Genomic DNA, 20,957 nt, shown 5'->3' with positions numbered 1-20,957 from the left:
AACGCCTCCAATTCTTCCCCTATTTGTTGTTGGTTATGCTTCTTTGATAATTTGCAATTTGTGTATACTCATGTTCCAATGCCCTCGATAAGTTGATAAAGATCGGCATCAGCTTTCTGTATTCTTTGGCCGATTCTTCTTTGGGCGCATGTCGGTGAGTGCTGCCGATCATGTCAGAGACGACATCGAAAGATTCGATTTTTCCTGTCGCATAAAGACCTAAAATACAAGCGCCCAGACATGAGCTTTCATAGCTTTCCGGCACGACGACTTCAGATTCGAATATATCGGCCATCATTTGCCGCCAGACATCCGATCTTGCAAAGCCCCCTGTCGCTTGAATTCGGGTGACAGGCCCGTCCATGCATTCTGTTAAAGCCAAAAAGACGGTGTATAAGTTGTAAATAACCCCTTCCAATGCCGCGCGAATCATGTGTTCTTTTTTATGTGACATGGTGAGGCCGAAGAATGAGCCGCGCACATCCGGATTCCATAACGGAGCGCGTTCGCCTGCGAGATATGGGTGGAATAGCAATCCATCGGCGCCGGGTCTTACGCGTTCGGCGATTTTTGTTAAGACATCGTACGGATCAATTCCAAGGCGCTTTGCCGTTTCGATTTCTGAGGAGGCAAATTCATCTCTGATCCAGCGAAGAACGATTCCGCCGTTGTTGACGGGTCCGCCGATGACCCAATGCTTCTCCGTTAAGGCATAGCAAAAGATTCGTCCTTTTTCATCGGTTTGAGGCTCGTCGATAATCGTCCGAATTGCGCCGCTTGTCCCGATCGTGACGGCAATTTCGCCTTTTTTAATGGCGTTGACACCGAGATTGGACAAGACGCCGTCGCTTGCGCCGATGACAAATGGCGTTTTCGGATCGATCGCCATCATCGCCGCTATTTCCGGATTGCAGTTTTGAAAGATCTCAGTTGTCGAAACCAGCTTAGATAAATGATCCCGCGTGATGCCGGCAATTGATAAAGCTTCATCATCCCAATCCAGTGTTTTCAGATTCATCACGCCCATGGCTGAAGCTAAGGAATGATCGACAACATATTGATCAAAGAGCTTTTTAAAAATATATTCTTTGATCCCGATATACTTTTTTGCTTTGGCAGCGGTTTCAGGATGCTCGTTGACAATCCAGGCGATTTTGCTCAGCGGCGACATCGGGTGGATCGGAGTTCCCGTCCGCTTGTAGACGTCGTGCCCGTTCAATTCTTCTTTGATCTTGTGAGCCCAGCCTTCACTTCGGTTATCCGCCCAAGTGATGCACGGTGTCATCGGCTCGTCGTTTTCATCCATGGCAATGACGCTGTGCATGGCGCTGCTGAATGAAATGAATGACAGCTTTTTTTCAGGGTGCTGCTGCATGATTTTTGCCGCTGTTTGGATGACGGCTTGAAAAATTTCATCCGGGTTTTGTTCAGCCGTTGAGATGTCCGGTGTGTAAAGCGGATAACCGATGCTTTCTTTTTGGATAACGTCCCCTTTTTCACTGAATAAAACGGCTTTCGTACTTGTCGTACCGATATCTATGCCTAACATATAACTAGTCATTTTCTTGTTCGGCCCCTTTCGTCAGCATTTGTTGCGACAGCCAAAGATCTTCAACTTTATCTTGTACGTCATCGAAATTTTGATGTAGGGACTTGATCATCAGGGCCCTGTCTTTCGTTTTGATCGCTTGAATATAAAGTTCATGGTTATCGAGAATTCTTTCAAAGTCTTCGTATTTTTCTTTTAAGCGCGCCCGCATGGATAAAAGAATAAAGCTTTCCATAACGGGTTTAAGGTTGTTCCATATCATCAGAATGTAGGAATGGTTGATGGAGCGTACAATCGTTTCATGAAATAAGACATCTTGAAATGAGAATTCATCAGCATCTTTGTATTTGATGGAGATTTTCATCATTTCCAATATTTTGCTTAGGTCTGTTGCCAGTTCGTCTACATTTGCTTTCCCAAGCCGTTCAAATACGAATGTTTCCATCAATAAACGGACATCATAAATTTCTTCAATTTCTTTTTCGGTCAGCCCGATGACAACGGCGCCCATCCGTTCCAGGCGGATGATTTTTTCTGATGCCAGTATTTTTAAAGCCTCGCGGATGGGAGACCGGCTCACCGAAAATTCCGCAGCCAATTTATTTTCAGACAAAATGGTACCGCTTTCAATCATGCCGGAAATAATGCGCATTCTGAGCTCGGATGCGACGCGAACACCAGTTGAAGCCCTTGAAAGCCACTTTTCCGGGTATAAAAAACCTTTAGATTCGCTCATACACTCACCTTCCTAGTTATACGAGTATACTTGTATACAAGTATGATAACGCGATTATTTTGATTATGCAAACACTTTCATTTCAAATTTTACAGAAAATTTTTCCATTAAAAAACACTTTGTCTATGTTAAAGCGCTGTTTAAAGAATCGAACGCAATGTAGAACAAGGGGAACCGGATAATCGGCGAAGGTCCTGCCAAGGCAAAAAAATATAAAGGGAGTCACCGCCCTTTATATTTTGATCATTTGTTTAAAAATGAGTTTGAAGTCTTGTTCGCTGATTTCTGTATGTCCAAATCGGAAGGAATAGCCCCAGTGCTTTTTGTTTTTGATGAAAGAGAGGGAAGAAATGAATGGGTGGATGGACATTTCCAAACATTTCAAAAAGACGATTTTTCTTCTGTAGGGCATGAATCCTTCTCCTGCTTCAAATTTGTACACCCTGTCATCAGCCACTTTTCCTACAGCTGTAAATTTTTGATAGGGTGCATGATCTTTTAGATTCTGCTTTGGAGAGTAATAAATGATCCAATCACCAGGATTCATTCTTTTTAGAGGGGCCTCTTTTCCGTGGCAAAGCTGGGCAAAGCCTCCGGATACCCCCTTCAAGACATGATCGCGGGAAGCCACACCAATCCAATACTTTGTTTTCATCTGCTTCAGCACCCGCAATGATCCTTGTCAGTAGCCCCTTCAGTACATGCTGACACAGGAAAATTCATTTCTCTCCATGCCGCAATGCCTCCGGTCAACTCTTTCACTTGATAACCATTTTCTAATAAAAATTTAGCCGCTTTAGCTGCTGTATTACACCAGACATCCCAGCAGTACACAATGATCTCTTTATCTTTTGGGATGTCGTTTAATCGATTAGGGAGATCCTGTTCAGGTATCATTTGAGCATCTTTTATCGTCACTTTCTTGAATTCGCTTGGTCCGTTTCTTACATCCACTAAGAAATATTTCTCAGGGTGGAGCTTTGCTGATTTGACAAAATCCATCGGACTAATGGTAGCTTCTAAACGTGCATTGAAAAAATCGAGTGAATTCATGCGGCACTCCTCCTAGTTTTTATATTTGCTCCATACTTTCAAAAGCAAATCTTTCAATAATTTTTGTTCATTTTCATTTAGGGGGGATAAAACTTCATATTCTGTTTGTACTAAAACCTGTTTGCATGATGACAGTACATCACTGCCTTTTTCAGTAATGAGCAGGCTGTATGCTCTGCGGTCACTTGCATTTTTGGTCCGTTCCACAAAGCCTGATCCCTCTAAATGGTCAACATGGCTCACCATTGTGGTACGGTCGATCTGCAATTTCTCGGAAATCAGCTTTTGCGAAGAGTAGGGGTTTTCTTTAATAAATATAAGCACTCCGAATTGCCTGGCACTAAGATTAAACGGAGTCAGAACGTCAGCGAATTGATCCTCCATTTGCTGAAGAATCTTTCCTAACAAAAACCCATAAAACTGGTTTAATTGCTCCAAAATCGTCACCTCCTGAGATAGTCAACAAATAATATAGTCAGTTTAACTGATTATTATACCGAATGCAACCTTTCTTATTTTCGTTTGTTAATTTAATTAACTAACCGTGATAAAATAAAACCTACTATATGTTTAAAATGGAGGATTCCCCATGCAGCGAGGAACATTTCAATTAATGAAGTCGGTTAACAAATCCATTATTCTAAATAAGATTAGAACATCAGAGCCGATTTCCAGAGCGCAAATCGCCAAAGAAACAAGGATTACGCCGCCTACGGTCAGCAGCATTGTCAAAGAGCTTATAGATCAAGGGCTGGTAAAGGAAAGCACGCTCGGCCACTCCAGCGGGGGAAGAAAACCGACAATGCTGCACATCAACACAGGTGCTTTTTATGTGATTGGCGTTGATGCGGGGCCTGAGACGGTGGAATGTATATTAACCGATTTAGCTGGAGGCATTTTTCAGCGGACATCCAGTTTGCTGGAAAAACCGTTAACGAACGATATGTTCATGGCTGTTTTAAAGGAGAATATAGATACAATTTTAAGCCAGTCCAGTGTCGACCAAGAAAAAATCATCGGCATCGGAATCGCGATGCACGGGGTGGTCGATGCGGAAACGGGAACGTCTCTGATCGCACCCATTTTAAACTTAACCAATATCCCCATAAAAGAAGCGCTGGAAAAAGAATTCAACTTAACGGTAAAAGTTGAAAATGACGCTCGCGCGATGGCGCTGGGCGAATCATGGTTCGGCGGCCATGGCGATGTTGACAGCATGGCTGCCGTTAATATTGGCAGGGGCGTGGGCGCCGGTATCGTGATCAGCGGGAAATTATATCACGGGGCTCAAGGGATCGCCGGAGAATTGGGACATATGATCATTGATATGAACGGTGAAATGTGTGAATGCGGAAACCGAGGGTGCCTGCAAACATTAGTGAGCGGACCTGCTATTGCCGAACGGGGGAGAAAACAGCTCAAAGAGCGCGCGGGCGGACTGACGGCTCAAGACATGTTTGAGATGGCGCAAAGCGGAAACCAAACCTGCATCGATCTATTTCATGAAACGGGCAGCATCATCGGAATCGGATTAACCAACTTCATTCATCTTGTCAATCCAAGTAAAATGGTGTTGGGAGGCGGGGTCATGAAGGGCGAAAAATTCATGATGCCTGCCATTGTGGAAACGATACAGAAAAAAGCTCTGACAGCTGAAGCGAGACAGACAGATGTGGCTGTTACCCGGCTTGGTGACGAGGCGACGTTATTGGGCGCTGTTTCGTTACTGCTGACGGAATTATTTGATCCGGTGCTGAAATAGGCTGAACCCTTTTGGAACAGCCTATTTTCATCCTTAGTTTATCTGTTGATTCACCGCATCAATAAAACGCATAAAAGCTTTCCGCTCTTTTAATACTCCGGCATCTTCAAGGGCTTTGACAAATTTATTTCCGAGTTCCTTCTGTAAAACCAATTCAGCATGCTCCGGGCTGGAAATTTCTCGATACTCGGATTTAAGGTGTTCTGCCCATTCTTGATGATGGGCTTCGATCCGGCTTGGACGGCCAAGCAGAAACTCTTTGATTGCCGCCAGTTCAGCCTTTAAACGAGGCGGCAGGATGGCCAGCCCCATTACCTCAATTAATCCGATATTTTCTTTCTTAATATGATGCACGTCTTCATGCGGATGAAAAATGCCGAATGGATGTTCAGCAGATGTCCGGTTGTTTCTGAGCACAAGGTCAATTTCAAAGATGCCATTGCGATTTCTGGCAATCGGCGTAATCGTGTTATGTGGCGTGTCATCAGTAAAAGCGATGACATCTGCTAATTGATCCGAGTAGTTTTTCCAGGTTTGAAAAATATCATCCGCCGCCTCAACAAGGCTGTTTATTGTTGTTCCTTTCAGGCGGATCACGGACATCGGCCATTTTAATACGGAAGCTTCAATTTGCGGATGGCGATGTAATTGAAATGAAAAAGCATCTTCCGCGCGCGTCATGGCAAACTCATAACATCCGGCCTGATAATGGTCATGGCTTAAAATAGATCCGCCGACGATCGGCAAATCGGCATTTGATCCGATAAAATAATGCGGAAACATCTCTGTAAAAGTGAGAAGCCTGTGAAATGCCTGTTTGTCGATTTTCATGCGGCGGTGTTTTTCCGAAAACAAAATGCTATGCTCACGGTAATAGACATAGGGTGAATATTGGAAATACCAATTTTCATCAAGAAGCGGTATTTGGATGATCCTGTGATTAGCCCGTGCCGGATATCCGATCCGCCCTGTGTAGCCTTCGTTTTCCTTGCACAACAGGCATTTAGGATAGCTGTGGGTTTGTTTCGCTTCGCGTTCCCGCTTGATTTGTTCGGGATCTTTTTCAGGTTTTGATAAGTTGATTGTAATATCCATTTCGCCATAGGCAGTATCCACCTTATACGAAATATTTTTCTCGATCTGTTTTGTCTGAATGTAATGGCTGTTTTGGCTGAGCCGATAAAAATACTCGGTAGCTGCACTCGGAGATTCATGATATCTCTGGTTGAAAACCGCATTGATGACAGACGGTCTTGCAACAAAGCAATTCATGATATTGGCTGATAAAATCTCCTTGTCATCTGAAGCGTCTGTTATGATGCCGTGTTTGGCAGCATAGCCGGTCAGCTTTTCAAGCAGGTCGGGGATGGATTCATCGGTTGTTCCAACACCCTCTTCAGGAAATAACTCCAGCCCCAGCAGGTGCATCAATTGGTTGCGGGCGTAATTCACATCAGCCGATTCAATTAAATCCGCTTCCAGCGCTTTTTGAATGAGGCCCGCTATATCTTTGTAAATCATGTTGACACTTCCTTCCGATACCCGTTTGGATGTGAGGAGTGCCATTTCCAAGCGTCTTCAATGATCTTTGCCACAGAAGTGCGCGCCGGTTTCCAGTCTAGTACTTGTTTTGCCTTGTCTGAACCGGCAATCAAAATGCTTGGGTCGCCGTCTCTCCGCGCACCGATTTTAGCAGGAATTTCTTTTCCAGTGACGGATCTTGCCGCATCGATCATTTCTTTCACCGAAAACCCCTGGCTGCTGCCAAGATTGAAGACATCGCTTTGGCCGCCGTCTCTTAGATAATCTAATGCCGCCAGGTGGGCATCGATGAGATCCTCCACATGGACGTAGTCGCGGATGCAAGTTCCGTCAGGCGTATTATAATCGTCACCAAAAATGGTGATGTGCGATCTTTGTCCGAGAGCCGTCTGCAATATAATGGGGACAAGGTGTGTTTCCGGACAATGATCTTCCCCGATCTCTGCCGTTTCTCTTGCCCCTGCTACATTAAAATAACGCAAGGAGACATAATTGACGCCATAGGCTTCATCAGTCCGTTTCATTAACTTTTCCATGATCCGTTTCGTTTCTCCGTAAGTGCTCGTCGGAAGCGTCGGCATCGCTTCTGTAATCGGAGTGGATTCGGGTTCTCCATAGACGGCCGCGGTCGAGGAGAAAACAATTTTTTTCACATCGTGTTCGATCATGGTCTGAAGTAAAACCTGGGTTCCGTACACGTTGTTGTTATAGTACTTGAGGGGATTTTTCATGGACTCGCCGACAAGTGAATTGGCGGCGAAGTGGATCACTTCTTCAATCGGTTCCTTTTCAAAAACAGAGCGAAGAAAATCGATATCACGGATATCCCCTTCATAAAAGGCTGCATCAGGATGTATCGCCTGCCTTTGACCGGTTTCGAGATTGTCAACGATGACGACAGTTTCTCCCTTGTCGATTAATTGATACACGGCGTGTGAACCAATATAGCCGGCTCCGCCCAACACCAGCACACTCATATAACCACTCCTCTCTCAATTTCTTTTGCACCGTCGCCTATAGCTGCAGTATAAAACGTTGCCTCATAACCGACTGTTTTCCGGTAGACGGCACTTACGTTTTTCTTAACATCATCTGCACTCTCCTTTTCAACGATGGCAATCGCACAGCCGCCGAATCCGGCCCCGGTCATACGGGCTCCCAAGACGCCGTCTTGTTCCCATGCGGTCTGTACGATCGTATCAAGCTCAAGGCCTGTGACTTCATAATCATCTCTTAATGATAGATGGGATTCATTCATCAGTTTGCCAAAGCCGGCGAGGTCGCCTTGCTGAAGTTTTTCCCGCGCTTCTAGCGTCCGGGCATTTTCGTAGACGACGTGCTTGGCGCGCTTTTGATTCAATTCATACTGTATGAGATGTTTATTTGCTTCGAATGCCTCTATTGTCAAATCGCCGAGGCATCTGAGCGATATTTCCCTTTGTAAATCGCTCAGCGCTTCTTCGCATTGGGCGCGTCTTTCATTGTACTTAGACCCGGCTAAAGTGCGCTGTTTATTTGTATTGATGATGATCATCACGTGATCCTTCAAAACGAATGGTGCATATTTGTATTCTAACGTTTTGCAATGTAACAGGATGGCATGATCTTCCTTCCCCATGCCGATGGCAAATTGGTCCATAATGCCGCTGTTTACGCCAATGTACTCGTTTTCAACTTTTTGTCCAAGCTTTATCATGGGAATGGATTCCATTTCTAAATCAAAAAGCCCTTTTAATAAAACGCCTGTTGCAAGCTCAATAGATGCAGAAGAAGAGAGGCCGGCTCCGTGCGGGATATTTCCATAAAACAAAATATCGGCGCCGTGTACAATTTGATGTCCCGCCTCTTTCATAAAATGAAACATTCCCTTCGGATAATTGACCCAGCTGTGGGATTGGGCAAAAGCTAAATCGGATAAGCTGCATTCAATAACCCCCATCTCGGGGAAATTCATTGAGTAGAATCGAATGATTTGGTCGTCCCGCTTCACGCCCAGCGCATATGTACCATATGAGATAGAGGCGGGGAACACATGTCCTCCATTGTAATCCGTATGTTCTCCAATCAAGTTGATTCTTCCGGGAGCAAAAAAGATTCTTGGTGTCTTTGCCGTATTGAAAATCGAACGAAATTCATTTGATAAAGCGGCTAAAGAATTCATAAGTCCTCCTATACATTTGAGACATTGGCCAAACTTAATAAATTAATTTAATTAAGTTAATCCAAGTGTACTATGGCTTTTTTCTTGGCGCAATAAAAAGTATGTTTTCAATTTTGAAGGATGGCTAAACTTTTGCACACTTTCTCAGGTAAACTCTCTCTATATACGTCTTATAGAATTGAGAACATAGAAACATCTTTGGCTGAAAGTGCGGAGAACACTTCCATCACATAAATAATGTATAGTGAACGTGAATTTTTTTAGCGTATCACTCGAGTTTTTTCAACAATCTGATGCCCAGACAAAGCCTGGGCATCTTTTTTATTTCTTTCTCTCGTCAAACAGAGAATCCACAAACTTCACTTCCGGGAACTTTTCATCCGGCCCTTCAAGCAGCCGTCCGTCTTTGTTTTTTAAATGCTTGTCAAAAAAGCTTAAAGTATAGGCGTTGATGATGGATGCGGCTCTTGATGGATCGATTTGACCTGTCAGCCCGATATGCCGGAGAATCGGAGTGAGAAACTGTACATCGGCAAAGTTGTAGTGCTCCATGTCTTTGACATATAGAATGCGGCTGCCCCTGCCCCGGCTGGCTGCATATCTAAAATGTGCGATCTCGGCTTCGGCGTCTTTAGTCTCCTTTTTGATTTCTTCTCTCGTTGCTCCCATTGTTTTTAATTCTTCATCAGTATAGACGTGATGCTGTCTGACTTTATTGAAGCGGTCAAATGTGCTTTCAGAGAAAATAAACATAAATGGCTTTGTCGTGCCAGGACGATTATGGTAACGGTACAGGCCGCCGTCAAGATCAATTCCCGCCGTGATTCTGCCGTCATAAGAAGCATCGTATGAGGCGGCCCCGCCGAAGGAATGGCCGAATACACCGATATGATCCAAATCGATTCTTCCTTTAAACTGGGTGCGAATTTGCCCGGAATTGATAAGCTCAAACTGATCGAGAACGAATGCGATATCGTCTGTCCAAACTTTTCCTACCATATTACGGTAGTCTTTTTCAGCGATCAAATACTCATCTGTTTTCATCGTAGCTGTTCTCCCATCAGGAAATACGGTGGCAAATGCACTGTATGTATGGTCGATTGAGGCGACGATATAGCCATGACTAGCAAGGTTTTCTGCTTGTGAAGCATGATAGATCCGCGATGACTTGTAGCCGTGGTTTAAGATAATGAGTGGATAAGAACGGCTTTTAGTGGAAACCTCTGCTCCTCCATAGGAATGGCTCGGAATGTATTTTAGGTAGTTCATGACAATAGACGGAAAGCCTAGGGTTTTGGAGAGCGGTTCTTCCTTCAGAACAGGACCCTCTTCTATAAAAGGGGCGGGCTGTCCATTTGCATGTTTTGCAGGATACCAGATTTGAACCATTAATTCTCTTTTTCCCTTTTTTTTCTCATCAAAAATCTCATCTCTGCCTTTATCGACTAAGTGAAAAATCTGTGTGCCCACTTTGTGTTCTCCCGTCGGTTCCGGCAGCTGAAACACAGGAAATGCATACATGAGGCATGCCGTCAGCGTCAGCATGACGGCGCTCACGGTATAAGCCAGTCCCAATATGAAACGGGGGATATGTCGAAAAGCAGTCTTTTTAAAACAGCCATAAATTGATCCGGCCAGAAACAAGATCGTCAGTACGTAAGGGAAAAGCAATTGCACCCTTAAACCCTCGACTTTCCAATGAATGGCCAGCACAAGCAGGGTAATTCCGCTTGCAATGAAGATCGGAACCCTGCGTCGTTCTTTTTTCAGCAAAACAGTTAATCCCAACAATCCTATATTCGATATCAACAGCAGCAGCTCAAACAGTCTCAGGATCAATTCCCCCTCTTTCAAGTCGATCATTCTGTAATGTCACCTTAACTTGTCCGGCCGCTTCTGAGCTATCGATTTTCCTTACATCCCGGTGACAATTTTGTCACTTAAAACAGAAAAGACCCCTCCGTCAATAGACAGAGAGGGCTGGGATTATACAGCCGTTACTTTGCGAAGTGCATTCTCTACAGTTTCGTATTCATATCCGAGGTCACGGGCTACTGCCTCATATGTGATGCTGCCGTTTGCAACGTTGACTCCGCGAGCCAGGGCTTGATTATCGGCAACCGCTTTTTCGACGCCTTTGTTTGCGATTTGCATGGCATAAGGAATGGTGACGTTTGTTAATCCGATCGTTGATGTCCGCGGAACGGCGCCAGGCATATTGGCTACGGCATAGTGGACAACACCGTGTTTCGTATATGTCGGGTTATCATGTGTAGTGATATGATCAACTGTTTCGATAATGCCGCCTTGGTCAATCGCTACGTCAACGACGACTGAGCCTGGCGACATGGACTTGATCATGTCTTCTGTGACAAGCTTAGGCGCTTTTGCTCCGGGGATTAAGACGGCGCCGATCACAAGGTCTGATTCTTTTACAGATTCCGCAATGTTGAGCGGATTGGACATCAGCGTTTGAATGTCTTTGCCGAACATGTCATCAAGCTGGCGCAGACGCTCTGCGCTCAGGTCAATAAGTGTGACGTCAGCGCCAAGACCGACGGCGATTTTAGCTGCGTTTGTACCGACCACACCGCCGCCGATGATCGTCACTTTGCCGCGTTTCACACCTGGTACGCCAGATAAAAGAATACCTTTCCCGCCTTTTGATTTTTCAAGGAACTGTGCGCCGATCTGCGATGCCATGCGGCCTGCCACTTCACTCATCGGAGTCAGCAGCGGCAGCGTCCGGCTGACTTCGACCGTTTCATAAGCAATTGCAGTGACACCGCTGTCGGAGAGCGCTTTGGCAAGCTTCGGCTCGGCAGCTAAGTGCAGGTACGTAAATAAGATTAACCCTTTGCGGAAGTAGCCGTATTCAGAGCTGATCGGTTCTTTAACCTTCATGACCATCTCCGCTTTTGCCCATACATCTTTGGCGTCAGGAATAATTGTCGCTCCGGCTGTCGTGTAGTCGGCATCTTCAAAGCCGCTTCCGATTCCGGCGCCTTGTTCAATTAAGATTTGATGGCCGCTCTTTGTCAGCGCCACTACACCCGCTGGAGTAATGGCTACGCGATTCTCGTTATTTTTGATTTCCTTAGGAATACCAATGATCATGTTGTCGTCCCCCTAAACAAGTAAATGTGATTCTATCGCTAGTATAAATCTCCGAACAAAGAACGACATCGTGTGTAAAATTAAAAATGTAAGCGCTTTTTTGTGAAATTTAACAAATTAGTGAACATTGAAGGAGATTGAAAGTATGAAAGGTTTATTTGTATATTAAAAAAATTTTTCTTCCCAAAATAGGTTTGTTAAAAAAACAAAGGAAAGCGCTTATATTTTGTGTTGTTTCACAAACATAAGTTTTTTTCGTTATGATAGAATATCTCTTGCAACTATGAAAGCGTTATCTTTGTCAGGAGTGAGTCGTGTGGATATCTTAGAGATACTAGGCAAGATTAATAAGGTATTATGGGGGCCGCCCAGTTTAATTTTATTATTTGGGACAGGCTTATTTTTAACGATTGTTTTAAAAGGATTGCAATTTCGCCGCCTGATCTATGCGTTTAAGATTGGGTTCGGGAAAGAAGATAGCAAGGATGCAGCCGCTGAAGGGGATGTGAGCCACTTTAAAGCCCTTATGACCGCGCTCGCTGCAACCATTGGAAACGGCAACATCGCCGGTGTCGCAACTGCCTTGACGCTCGGCGGCCCAGGTTCAATTTTTTGGATGTGGATTGTTGGTTTACTAGGGATGGCTACTAAGTATGGGGAAGCATTGCTTGCTGTGAAGTACCGGGTGAAAAATGACAGGGGCGAATATTCAAGCGGGCCGATGTATTATATCGAACGCGGGCTCGGCCGCAGATTTAAAGGGCTTGCGATCGCCTTTGCCCTGTTTGGCGCCTTTGCCGCGTTAGGGATAGGCAACAGTGTACAGTCCAATACGATTGCCGATGTGACAAAGAACAGTTTTGGCATGGACAATTGGGTGACAGGCTTGATTTTAGTCATCCTTGTCAGTGTGATTATTTTCGGCGGCATCCAGCGGATCAGCACCGTTGCCAGTTTCTTTGTGCCGATCATGGCTTTCTTGTACATGGGCGGGGCGGTCTTAATCCTCATTTTAAATTATGATATGATCATCCCGGCTTTTGAGCTGATTTTCAATTATGCTTTCCACCCTGTAGCGGCAGCTGGCGGTTTTCTTGGAATTGTCGTCTCTGAGGCCATTCGCAACGGGGTTTCCCGCGGCATTTTTTCAAATGAAGCAGGTCTTGGGACAGCGGCATTAATCGCAGGCAATGCCCGTGCTGATCATCCGGTTAAACAAGCCCTTGTGGCGATGACTGGTACATTTATTGTAACGATTGTCGTTTGTACGATGACCGGTTTAACCCTTATCATTACGGGATTCTGGGACCCGTCCGGCGGCTTGATTTCAGGTGTGCCGCATGACGCCGCTCTGGAGGGCGGGGCATTGACAAGTGCAGCTTTTGGCTCTGTTCTTGGTGCAGCCGGTGAATATATCGTGGCGCTTTCCGTTATCTTCTTTGGCTTTTCTACGATTGTAGGCTGGTATGTATACGGAGAAAAATGTTTTGAGTATCTGGCCGGATCTAAAGGAATTGCAGGCTATCGCCTCGTCTATATTATGGCTTGCGGAATAGGGACGGTTGCCAATCTTGTAACTGTATGGGCGTTTGCCGATATGGCCAATGCGCTGATGATGATTCCCAACTTAGTTGCGCTTCTTCTTTTGTGGAAAGTCATCGTAGCGGAGACAAACGATTATTTTCATCATTTCTATAAAAATTCCAAAGCGGCAGGTTCAATAAATCAACCAACCGACCAATAAATCACAGGGCTCTGCTGGCAGGCAGGGCCTTTTTGGTTCCTCATCTCGTCTTCATCTAAACTTTTCTCTATAAAACTTCTTGGCTTATACCATCATTTCCAAACTAATCGACCTAAAAAAATTGACGAAATATGTCGATATTAATGGCAGTAAGCATTTTGTAATTGCACATCGCAGACATTTGCTTGGACATGCTTTGTTTCATAGATGACATAGATCAGAAAGGATAACCATAATGAAAGTGAAAACGAAATTGCTAGGGATTATTTCAATTTTAGTCGTTTCAATCGTTGGAATCGGAGGCTCCTCTGTTTTTATGATTACTTCTACTGTAAAAAAGAATGAAGTGCTTAAAGACAAAATGGAATTTCAAAAAGAGATTAAGCACATTCAATATCGATTGACGGGTTTATCGAATGATGAAAGAGGTTTTATTATTACCGGCGACAAAGACTATGGCGAGGGGATGGAGGAGAAAGCTGACGATGTCCTGAAGAGCCTCGACCGAGTCAATGACCTGATTCATGATGAGAAATATCAATCGAATGTTAAAGAAATTAAAAAAAGTTTCACGAAGTATTGGGATTTAAATCAACAAGTATTGCAGGCATATGCAACAAGCCCGGAAAAAGCTGAAACCATCCACTTCGGAGATGAAAGAACATTAAGAAAAGACGTCTTGGATCCGTCTGTCAATAAGCTGGTCAAAAGCCTGGACCAGGAGGTGGAGGGTCTAAAAGCGGAAATCCGCGACAACGGAAAGATGAGTGAATGGTTCATCATCACCGTCACAGGCGTTTCCGCCGTTTTAGGGATTATGTTAAGCCTATTGCTGTTAAAGTCCATTATGGTGCCGCTCAGAAGCCTTAATAAGCAGCTTGAGGAAATTGCTCATGGAGAGGCCGATTTAACCAAAAAAGTCATCGTCAAAAATAAAGACGAGTTTGGACAGCTGGCGCAGTCTTTCAACGCTTTTGTTCATTCATTGTCGCAAATTGTAAAGCAGATTAGCAGCTCGTCTGAACAAGTCGCCGCATCCTCAGAAGAATTGTCGGCAAGCGCGGAAGAATCGAAATCAACTTCTGAACATATTTCCAACGAGATGCAGACGATTGCCGACAGCAATACGGAGCAAAGCTCGATGACAGAACAAAGCTCACAATCCATTAATGAGTTATTGGAACGTTTATCATCTGTTGCTTCAAACACAGGCAGCATAGCAGATCTTTCTTCTTCGATGAGAAACAAAGCCGAAATAGGGTCTAAGTCCGTTCATAAAATGCTGGACCAAATGAATTTCATTGATAAATCTGTCGATTCCGCCGGGAATGGTCTGCAGGCATTGGTGTCCAGCACTGCGGAGATCAGCGATATTTCTTCGCTTATCACAGATATTTCAGAGCAGACGAATTTATTGGCGCTGAATGCGGCGATTGAAGCGGCCAGAGCCGGGGAGCAAGGAAAAGGGTTCGCAGTAGTAGCGGAAGAGGTTCGGAAATTGGCGGATGAAACGAATCAATCTGCCAATCACATTCAATCATTGGTATCGACCATCCAAAATGAATCGGTTGAAACGGTCAATAACATAAAGGTTGTTCAAGAGAATGTAAGCTCTGGGATCGCTCTTTCACAAGAGACAACCGGGAATTTCAATGAGATTCTGAATCTGGTGGAACAGGTTGCTACTCAAATACAAGAAGTGGCAGCATCCACTCAGCAGCTTACATCAGGTGTAGAAATGGTTCAAAACGCCATTCATACATTGGATGTTGGAACAAAGGAAACATCAGCAAGTACACAAGCGGCCGCTTCCTCGACACAGGAGCAGCTGGCTTCAATGGAAGAAATCTCATATGCAGCAGAATCATTATCTCAGCTGGCAGAAGAACTTCAAACCATTATCAATCGCTTTAAATATTAATTGATCATCTGCGTTTAAAGCCCCATCATGACGATGGGGTTTTATTTGACTTCAAGCTAAATCATTCCATTTCCGCCAGAGCACCTTCAGGAACCTCTTCTTTTGTTACTTCAACCCAGCCTTTTCCCTTGGCTCCGGCAGCATAAATCTTAATGAAAGCGCCGGGGTGCAGTTTTTTGTCTATTTCTGTTTTGATTTGCTGCTTGTTTCCGCTTGCATCATATCCGGTGAGTGTATAACTGTATTTTCCATTGCCTAACATTTCGGCATTGTCTGTGGTTTTGACGTAGTATGCTTCAGACTGTTGAAAGCTTTGGATCACTTCATCGGCCAGCGGTACAAGCCCTCCCGTCAGCTTTTGCAATGCAAATACTGCGGCAACAGCGATAAGAACCGCGGCAATAAGTCCCATTTTCGGCTTTCTCATTGTATCTTTCTCCTCTTTCGGTTTAGTTCATCAGTCATCTGGCATCATTTTATAAAAAAGGACTGAAAGAAGATATTGATTCATATTACAGTACACTTACATGATTGTAAGGTTGGCCGGCCAAGGGGTTTTGTGTATCTGCTTGCTTCATGTCATAATATATCCAAACGAAGGAGAGACGGAAAATGCAAAAAATCATGATAGTAGAAGACGATCCGAAAATTGCGGATTTATTAAGATCCCACATCGTAAAATACGGGTATCAAGTAAGCGTGGTCGAAGATTTTGACCATGTCATGGATGAATTCAGGAGCGAACAGCCTGATCTTGTGCTGCTTGATATCAATCTGCCAAGCTTTGACGGCTATTATTGGTGCCGGCAAATACGGCAGGAATCGATTTGCCCTGTCCTGTTTATTTCAGCGCGAACGGGGGAAATGGATCAAGTCATGGCATTGGAAAACGGCGGGGACGACTTTATTACGAAGCCGTTTCACTCTGAGATTGTCATGGCGAAAATCCGCAGCCAGCTTCGCCGCGCTTACGGGGAATATGCGGCAAAGGCCGAGGAGCGCCTGCTTGAAAAAAATGGACTTCGGCTGTATTCGGAAAGGCTTGAATTGACTTTCGGCGGCAAGGTGGCGGCTTTAACGAAAAAAGAAGCCGATATTATAGAAAGCTTAATGGAACGCCATCCGCGGATTTCGGGCCGCGAAGACTTGCTTGCAAAGCTGTGGGATGACCAGGCATATGTTGACGAAAATACGCTGAATGTCAACATTACCCGCGTCAGAAAAAAATTTCAGGAGCTGGGTATCGAAGATGCGGTGGAAACTGTCAGAGGCGCCGGCTATCGCCTGAATGTATCCTGGGTGAAGGCGGGAGAGGAATGAAGCTTTTTTTTAGAGAGCATTATCTGTTGATAGCCGTTCAGGCGCTGCAGTTTTTCACGATGCTGCTGATCTACTGGCTTGATGGGTACAGGCACATCAGGCCTGCTTTGTATGCCGTTTTTCTCGGTTTTTTCCTTCTCGGATGCTACCTTTTCTACCATTACTATACACGCCGCAAGTTCTATCAGCGCATCAACAGCCGGCTGGTGTCATTGGATGACACCTTTCTAAAAACGAACCAGCCCCAGTCTCCTCTGTCCGAAGCGCTTGAACAGCTGCTGAAAAGTCAGTACAGGCATTATCGGCATGAACTAAAAGCGCTGGAGAGCGGAAAAAAAGAACATCTGACCTTTATGGATCAATGGGTTCACCAGATGAAAACGCCGCTGTCCGTGATTGAGCTGACAGCTCAAAACTTGGATGAACCGGAATCATCCAGCATCCGTGAGGAGACGGAGCGGATCAAAACCGGGCTGAATACCATTCTCTATATGGCTCGACTCCGCACGATCGAACAGGATTTTCGCGTCAAACCGGTCGTTTTGGCGGACATTGTTCATGAGGTCAACCAGGAGAACAAGCGCTTTTACATTCGCAGCCAGGTATATCCTAAATTCGAGGAACAACAGAATGGCATCATCGTGGAAACAGATGAAAAGTGGCTGTTTTTCATGCTTTCACAGCTTATAAACAATGCCGTGAAATACTCAGCGGGAAAAAGCAATACCATCATGATTTCCCTTTATGAAAAAGAGGGTGAAGCAGTTTTGGAAGTGCAGGATTTCGGTGCAGGCATCCCGGATATCGACCAAAAGCGCATTTTCGATCCGTTTTTTACAGGAGAGAACGGCCGCAGGTTCAGAGAATCAACGGGGATGGGCCTTTATTTGACAAAAGCGGCGGCTGATCATCTCGGCCATCGAATCGAACTCGATTCGGAGGAAGGGAAGGGCACGACAGTCAGATTGATTTTCACAGCGACGCAAAACCTTACATCGATGTAATGAAAGTGAAAGAAGAATCGATAGTTAATATTCCGGATATTTAGGTAAACTGATCACAGATCGAAAGTGAAATGTGAAAGGAGATCTTGTGATGCTTCATGTCAAACAAGCAAGTAAAATCTATGAAGGTAAAATTGCATATCGCGCATTAACGGATATTAACTTAACAATTGATAAAGGTGAATTTGTCGGAATCATGGGTCCTTCCGGAAGCGGAAAAACGACCCTTTTAAATATGATTGCAACAATTGATGAACCGACTACCGGGGAAATTCTGATCAACGGAGAAAATCCGCATTTGCTTAAAAAAGAAAAATTGGCCAAGTTTCGAAGAAGAGAATTGGGATTTGTGTTTCAGGACTTTAATCTTTTGCCTACATTAACGGTTGAAGAAAACATCGTTCTGCCTTTGACGCTTGATGGAGAAAAGGTCAGGGAAATGAAGCGGAGAGCGCAGGATTTAGCCGAGAAACTCGGGATTACGCAAATCATGAAAAAACGCACATTCGAGATATCAGGGGGGCAGGCACAGCGAGCCGCTGTGGCTAGAGCAATGATTCATGCGCCTAAGCTTTTGCTTGCCGACGAACCGACGGGAAACCTCGATTCAAAGTCATCAAAAGACGTCATGGAAATGCTTGAATCGATCAACCGGAGCGAGAAGACGACGATGATGCTTGTCACGCACGATCCTCAGGCTGCAAGCTACTGCAATCGGGTCGTCTTTATTAAAGATGGAAAGCTGTATTCGGAAATAAACCGCGGCGATAATCGCCAGGCCTTTTTCCAAAAGATTCTCGACACACTTTCATTGTTGGGAGGGAATGCAAATGACCTTTCGTCAGTTCGCGTTTAATAACGTCATTCGCAATAAAAGGCTTTATGCCGCTTATTTTCTCAGCAGTTTGTTTACAGTGATGGTGTTTTTTACATTTGCGATTTTTGCTTTCCATCCGGCTTTGGGCGGTGATTCCTTTAGTTCCGGTTATGGGCAGAAAGCCAACGGGGGCCTTTATGTGGCCGGGGGCATTATCTTTGTCTTTTCTTTCTTCTTTGTATTGTACTCGATGAGTTCGTTCCTTCAATCAAGAAAAAAAGAATTCGGCGTATTAATGATCCAGGGAATGTCCATGCGCCAAATTCGCATGATGGTGTTTCTTGAAAATATGGTGATCGGGTTTTTCGCGACGATCGGAGGCATTGTGCTTGGATTGGTATTTGCAAAATTGATTTTGCTTGCCGCCGAAAATGTCCTGATTATTGGAAATAAGCTCGATTTTTATTTTCCGCTGATGGCGATGGCCGTGACATTTGTTTCTTTTACTGCTCTGTTCTTATTTATATCTTTCCTCGTTTCGTTTGTGCTTCGCAGTGAGAAGCTGATCAATTTGTTAAAAGGGAATAAGAAATCAAAAGGAGAGCCAAAGGCGTCCATCCTGCTGACGCTGCTTGCGGCTGTATTGCTTGCATCAGGCTATTATGCTGCATTGTCTGCAAAGGGAAACGGCGTTTTTATAGCGATGCTGCCGGTGACAATTGTCGTTATTCTCGGAACATATTTGCTGTTTACGCAACTAAGTGTTTATGTCATTCGCCGGCTCAAAAAACGGAAAAACCTGTTTTGGCGAAAAACGAATATGATATTATTTTCCGACCTTTCTTACCGAATGAAAGACAATGCCCGTACGTTTTTTATGGTGGCGATCATATCTACCGTAGCGTTCAGCGCGATCGGGACTTTATACGGTTTTCAAACGCTTTTGACCGGCGGGACAAAAAATATGAATCCCCATACATTCACTTATAGCTCTGGGGAAGATAACAAAAACACCGAAAAAGATGTAGCTTTCATTAATGAAACATTGAAAGAAAAAAACATTAAAACTGAAAAAGCCGAAACGGTACTCAAGTATTTCGACATCAACGGCGAGAATGAGCTGATTGCCAAACAATCGGATTATAACCGGTTCGCCGCTTTGATCGGTGCGGAGAAAATCAAGCTTGCGGAAGGAAAAGCCGCAGCAGTCGATTTTGACGGACGAACGGACCGCGAAGGAAAAGAGCTGCTCAAGCAGCCGATCACCCTTGCATCAGGCAAGAAAATTCATGCTGATCAAGTCATCCAATCAAAAGCATTGCCTGAAACAGGCTCTTATTATGTTGTGACAGACAGTGACTATGAACAGCTGAAAAAACCAAAAATCGAAACATGGTTCTATGCATGGCAGGCTCAAGACAAAAATGACAAGCATGTAATTGAAGCCGGAGAAAAGCTGACAGAAAAACTCGAGCCTTTTCAGTTCTTTGCTGTAGATTATGAAGTTTATAACCTCAATAGGGGATACGGCCCCATTTTATTCATAGGATTATTTATCGGAGTCGTCTTTTTCGTATCAGCAGGAAGCTTTCTGTATTTTCGCCTATATGCTGATTTGGAAGATGATAAGCAGAAATTCCAATCAATTGCCAAGATGGGCTTGACAGACCGTGAACTGAAAAAAGTACTGAGCAGACAAATCGGGCTTCTTTTCTTTGCACCGATCCTTGTCGCCCTCGTTCATGGAGCGGTGGCGCTGACGGCATTGTCACATGCGTTTCAGTATGACCTTTTTAAGGAATCTGCAATGGTGCTCGGCATATTCTTTGCGATCCAGTTGTTCTACTTTTTCATTGTTCGTTTCTACTATACAAAACAGATTAAAGCGGCGATTTAGCCAGTCTAGGCTTTCCGTAAAAGTTTAAAAGGCTTATGAACAAGTTAGATGGTTTTCCATATACCCACCTCAAGCAGACTCTATATGATAAAAATTCTGAATATAATACGTGTTTGGGAATCGCTCTATGAGTGAAACTGTAAAAAGAATCGAGAACTAAATGCAAAGAAATGATCAAAAAGTTTAACATGGCCTGCTAGACTTTCTTATGGAAGTTAGTCCCTTGCAGGCCATGCTTTTTTATTGAATTTTAAAAAACTGAATAGGATCTTGTCTATATCCAAAGTGGATAAAAGATCAAAGAATTTATATTTTTTTTCGCCGCTCCTTATAA

Annotated in this window: 18 protein-coding genes; 7 read left to right on the top strand and 11 right to left on the bottom strand. The window is 44.3% G+C overall.

Features of this window, described 5'->3' with window-relative positions; translation table 11 throughout:
* Positions 1 to 19: 19 nt before the first annotated feature.
* The 5 genes from gntK to BTA30_RS05095 all read right to left on the bottom strand — a co-directional run bounded on the left by gntK (position 20) and on the right by BTA30_RS05095 (position 3,785).
* A complete protein-coding gene (gene gntK / locus BTA30_RS05115; RefSeq protein ID WP_076760056.1) occupies positions 20 to 1,561 on the bottom strand; it encodes a gluconokinase in 1,542 nt (513 codons plus the stop codon).
* Positions 1,554 to 2,285: a GntR family transcriptional regulator gene (locus tag BTA30_RS05110; RefSeq protein WP_076760053.1), complete on the bottom strand. Its 732-nt coding sequence runs from the start codon at positions 2,283 to 2,285 to the stop codon at positions 1,554 to 1,556. The genes gntK and BTA30_RS05110 overlap by 8 nt, the downstream gene beginning before the upstream one ends.
* Before the next feature lie 232 nt (positions 2,286 to 2,517).
* Complete coding sequence (locus BTA30_RS05105; RefSeq protein ID WP_076760270.1) at positions 2,518 to 2,940, bottom strand: EVE domain-containing protein; 423 nt, start codon at positions 2,938 to 2,940, stop codon at positions 2,518 to 2,520.
* 5 nt (positions 2,941 to 2,945) lie between these two features.
* On the bottom strand, positions 2,946 to 3,338 hold the full coding sequence (locus BTA30_RS05100) for a rhodanese-like domain-containing protein (RefSeq protein WP_076760051.1): 393 nt from the start codon (positions 3,336 to 3,338) through the stop codon (positions 2,946 to 2,948).
* Between the two features lie 12 nt (positions 3,339 to 3,350).
* On the bottom strand, positions 3,351 to 3,785 hold the full coding sequence (locus BTA30_RS05095) for a MarR family winged helix-turn-helix transcriptional regulator (protein ID WP_239695194.1): 435 nt from the start codon (positions 3,783 to 3,785) through the stop codon (positions 3,351 to 3,353).
* 142 nt (positions 3,786 to 3,927) lie between these two features.
* Between BTA30_RS05095 and BTA30_RS05090 the strand changes: the two genes are divergently transcribed.
* Positions 3,928 to 5,100 carry an ROK family transcriptional regulator gene (locus BTA30_RS05090; RefSeq protein WP_076760047.1) on the top strand — a complete coding sequence of 391 codons (1,173 nt, stop codon included), beginning with the start codon at positions 3,928 to 3,930 and terminating at the stop codon, positions 5,098 to 5,100.
* 33 nt (positions 5,101 to 5,133) lie between these two features.
* On the opposite strand, the gene BTA30_RS05085 is transcribed toward BTA30_RS05090, so the two are convergent.
* The 5 genes from BTA30_RS05085 to ald form a co-directional block, all read right to left on the bottom strand.
* Positions 5,134 to 6,621, bottom strand: a complete 1,488-nt coding sequence (locus BTA30_RS05085; protein WP_076760045.1) for a UDP-glucose--hexose-1-phosphate uridylyltransferase — start codon at positions 6,619 to 6,621, stop codon at positions 5,134 to 5,136.
* Positions 6,618 to 7,619 carry a UDP-glucose 4-epimerase GalE gene (gene galE, locus BTA30_RS05080; RefSeq protein WP_076760043.1) on the bottom strand — a complete coding sequence of 334 codons (1,002 nt, stop codon included), beginning with the start codon at positions 7,617 to 7,619 and terminating at the stop codon, positions 6,618 to 6,620. Before galE ends, BTA30_RS05085 begins: the two co-directional genes overlap by 4 nt.
* Positions 7,616 to 8,803: a galactokinase gene (locus BTA30_RS05075; RefSeq protein WP_076760040.1), complete on the bottom strand. Its 1,188-nt coding sequence runs from the start codon at positions 8,801 to 8,803 to the stop codon at positions 7,616 to 7,618. The genes galE and BTA30_RS05075 overlap by 4 nt, the downstream gene beginning before the upstream one ends.
* 321 nt (positions 8,804 to 9,124) lie before the next feature.
* The gene (locus BTA30_RS05070; protein WP_076760269.1) at positions 9,125 to 10,636 is read right to left on the bottom strand and encodes an alpha/beta hydrolase family protein; all 1,512 of its coding nucleotides are present in this window, start codon (positions 10,634 to 10,636) and stop codon (positions 9,125 to 9,127) included.
* 153 nt (positions 10,637 to 10,789) lie between these two features.
* A complete protein-coding gene (ald, locus tag BTA30_RS05065; RefSeq protein WP_076760037.1) occupies positions 10,790 to 11,920 on the bottom strand; it encodes an alanine dehydrogenase in 1,131 nt (376 codons plus the stop codon).
* Between the two features lie 316 nt (positions 11,921 to 12,236).
* On the opposite strand from ald, the gene BTA30_RS05060 reads away from it, so the two are divergent.
* Both BTA30_RS05060 and BTA30_RS05055 read left to right on the top strand, forming a co-directional pair.
* Positions 12,237 to 13,664, top strand: a complete 1,428-nt coding sequence (locus BTA30_RS05060; protein WP_192855966.1) for an alanine/glycine:cation symporter family protein — start codon at positions 12,237 to 12,239, stop codon at positions 13,662 to 13,664.
* A 235-nt stretch (positions 13,665 to 13,899) separates the two neighbouring features.
* Positions 13,900 to 15,585, top strand: a complete 1,686-nt coding sequence (locus BTA30_RS05055; protein ID WP_076760035.1) for a methyl-accepting chemotaxis protein — start codon at positions 13,900 to 13,902, stop codon at positions 15,583 to 15,585.
* A gap of 61 nt (positions 15,586 to 15,646) precedes the next feature.
* On the opposite strand, the gene BTA30_RS05050 is transcribed toward BTA30_RS05055, so the two are convergent.
* On the bottom strand, positions 15,647 to 16,012 hold the full coding sequence (locus BTA30_RS05050) for a YxeA family protein (protein ID WP_076760033.1): 366 nt from the start codon (positions 16,010 to 16,012) through the stop codon (positions 15,647 to 15,649).
* Positions 16,013 to 16,197: 185 nt separating this feature from the next.
* Between BTA30_RS05050 and BTA30_RS05045 the strand changes: the two genes are divergently transcribed.
* The 4 genes from BTA30_RS05045 to BTA30_RS05030 all read left to right on the top strand — a co-directional run bounded on the left by BTA30_RS05045 (position 16,198) and on the right by BTA30_RS05030 (position 20,623).
* Positions 16,198 to 16,905, top strand: coding sequence for a response regulator transcription factor (locus tag BTA30_RS05045; protein ID WP_076760031.1), 708 nt, complete (start codon positions 16,198 to 16,200; stop codon positions 16,903 to 16,905).
* Positions 16,902 to 17,909, top strand: coding sequence for a sensor histidine kinase (locus tag BTA30_RS05040; RefSeq protein WP_076760028.1), 1,008 nt, complete (start codon positions 16,902 to 16,904; stop codon positions 17,907 to 17,909). The genes BTA30_RS05045 and BTA30_RS05040 overlap by 4 nt, the downstream gene beginning before the upstream one ends.
* 91 nt (positions 17,910 to 18,000) lie before the next feature.
* Positions 18,001 to 18,765, top strand: a complete 765-nt coding sequence (locus BTA30_RS05035) for an ABC transporter ATP-binding protein (protein ID WP_076760025.1) — start codon at positions 18,001 to 18,003, stop codon at positions 18,763 to 18,765.
* Complete coding sequence (locus tag BTA30_RS05030) at positions 18,740 to 20,623, top strand: FtsX-like permease family protein (protein WP_076760023.1); 1,884 nt, start codon at positions 18,740 to 18,742, stop codon at positions 20,621 to 20,623. Before BTA30_RS05035 ends, BTA30_RS05030 begins: the two co-directional genes overlap by 26 nt.
* Positions 20,624 to 20,957 lie beyond the last annotated feature (334 nt).

The organism is Bacillus swezeyi (assembly GCF_001969815.1).
GTDB lineage: Bacteria > Bacillota > Bacilli > Bacillales > Bacillaceae > Bacillus > Bacillus swezeyi.
This window is presented reverse-complemented; position numbering and strand designations above follow the sequence as displayed.

Bases quoted from the DNA above. Each gene is read 5' to 3' on its own strand.
- BTA30_RS05090 (WP_076760047.1), top strand. From the start codon at position 3,928: ATGCAGCGAGGAACATTTCAATTAATGAAGTCGGTTAACAAATCCATT.
- BTA30_RS05055 (WP_076760035.1), top strand. From the start codon at position 13,900: ATGAAAGTGAAAACGAAATTGCTAGGGATTATTTCAATTTTAGTCGTT.
- galE (WP_076760043.1), bottom strand. From the start codon at position 7,619: ATGAGTGTGCTGGTGTTGGGCGGAGCCGGCTATATTGGTTCACACGCC.
- BTA30_RS05110 (WP_076760053.1), bottom strand. From the start codon at position 2,285: ATGAGCGAATCTAAAGGTTTTTTATACCCGGAAAAGTGGCTTTCAAGG.
- BTA30_RS05030 (WP_076760023.1), top strand. From the start codon at position 18,740: ATGACCTTTCGTCAGTTCGCGTTTAATAACGTCATTCGCAATAAAAGG.
- BTA30_RS05035 (WP_076760025.1), top strand. From the start codon at position 18,001: ATGCTTCATGTCAAACAAGCAAGTAAAATCTATGAAGGTAAAATTGCA.
- BTA30_RS05085 (WP_076760045.1), bottom strand. From the start codon at position 6,621: ATGATTTACAAAGATATAGCGGGCCTCATTCAAAAAGCGCTGGAAGCG.
- ald (WP_076760037.1), bottom strand. From the start codon at position 11,920: ATGATCATTGGTATTCCTAAGGAAATCAAAAATAACGAGAATCGCGTA.
- BTA30_RS05040 (WP_076760028.1), top strand. From the start codon at position 16,902: ATGAAGCTTTTTTTTAGAGAGCATTATCTGTTGATAGCCGTTCAGGCG.
- BTA30_RS05075 (WP_076760040.1), bottom strand. From the start codon at position 8,803: ATGAATTCTTTAGCCGCTTTATCAAATGAATTTCGTTCGATTTTCAAT.
- BTA30_RS05105 (WP_076760270.1), bottom strand. From the start codon at position 2,940: ATGAAAACAAAGTATTGGATTGGTGTGGCTTCCCGCGATCATGTCTTG.
- BTA30_RS05045 (WP_076760031.1), top strand. From the start codon at position 16,198: ATGCAAAAAATCATGATAGTAGAAGACGATCCGAAAATTGCGGATTTA.
- BTA30_RS05100 (WP_076760051.1), bottom strand. From the start codon at position 3,338: ATGAATTCACTCGATTTTTTCAATGCACGTTTAGAAGCTACCATTAGT.
- gntK (WP_076760056.1), bottom strand. From the start codon at position 1,561: ATGACTAGTTATATGTTAGGCATAGATATCGGTACGACAAGTACGAAA.
- BTA30_RS05050 (WP_076760033.1), bottom strand. From the start codon at position 16,012: ATGAGAAAGCCGAAAATGGGACTTATTGCCGCGGTTCTTATCGCTGTT.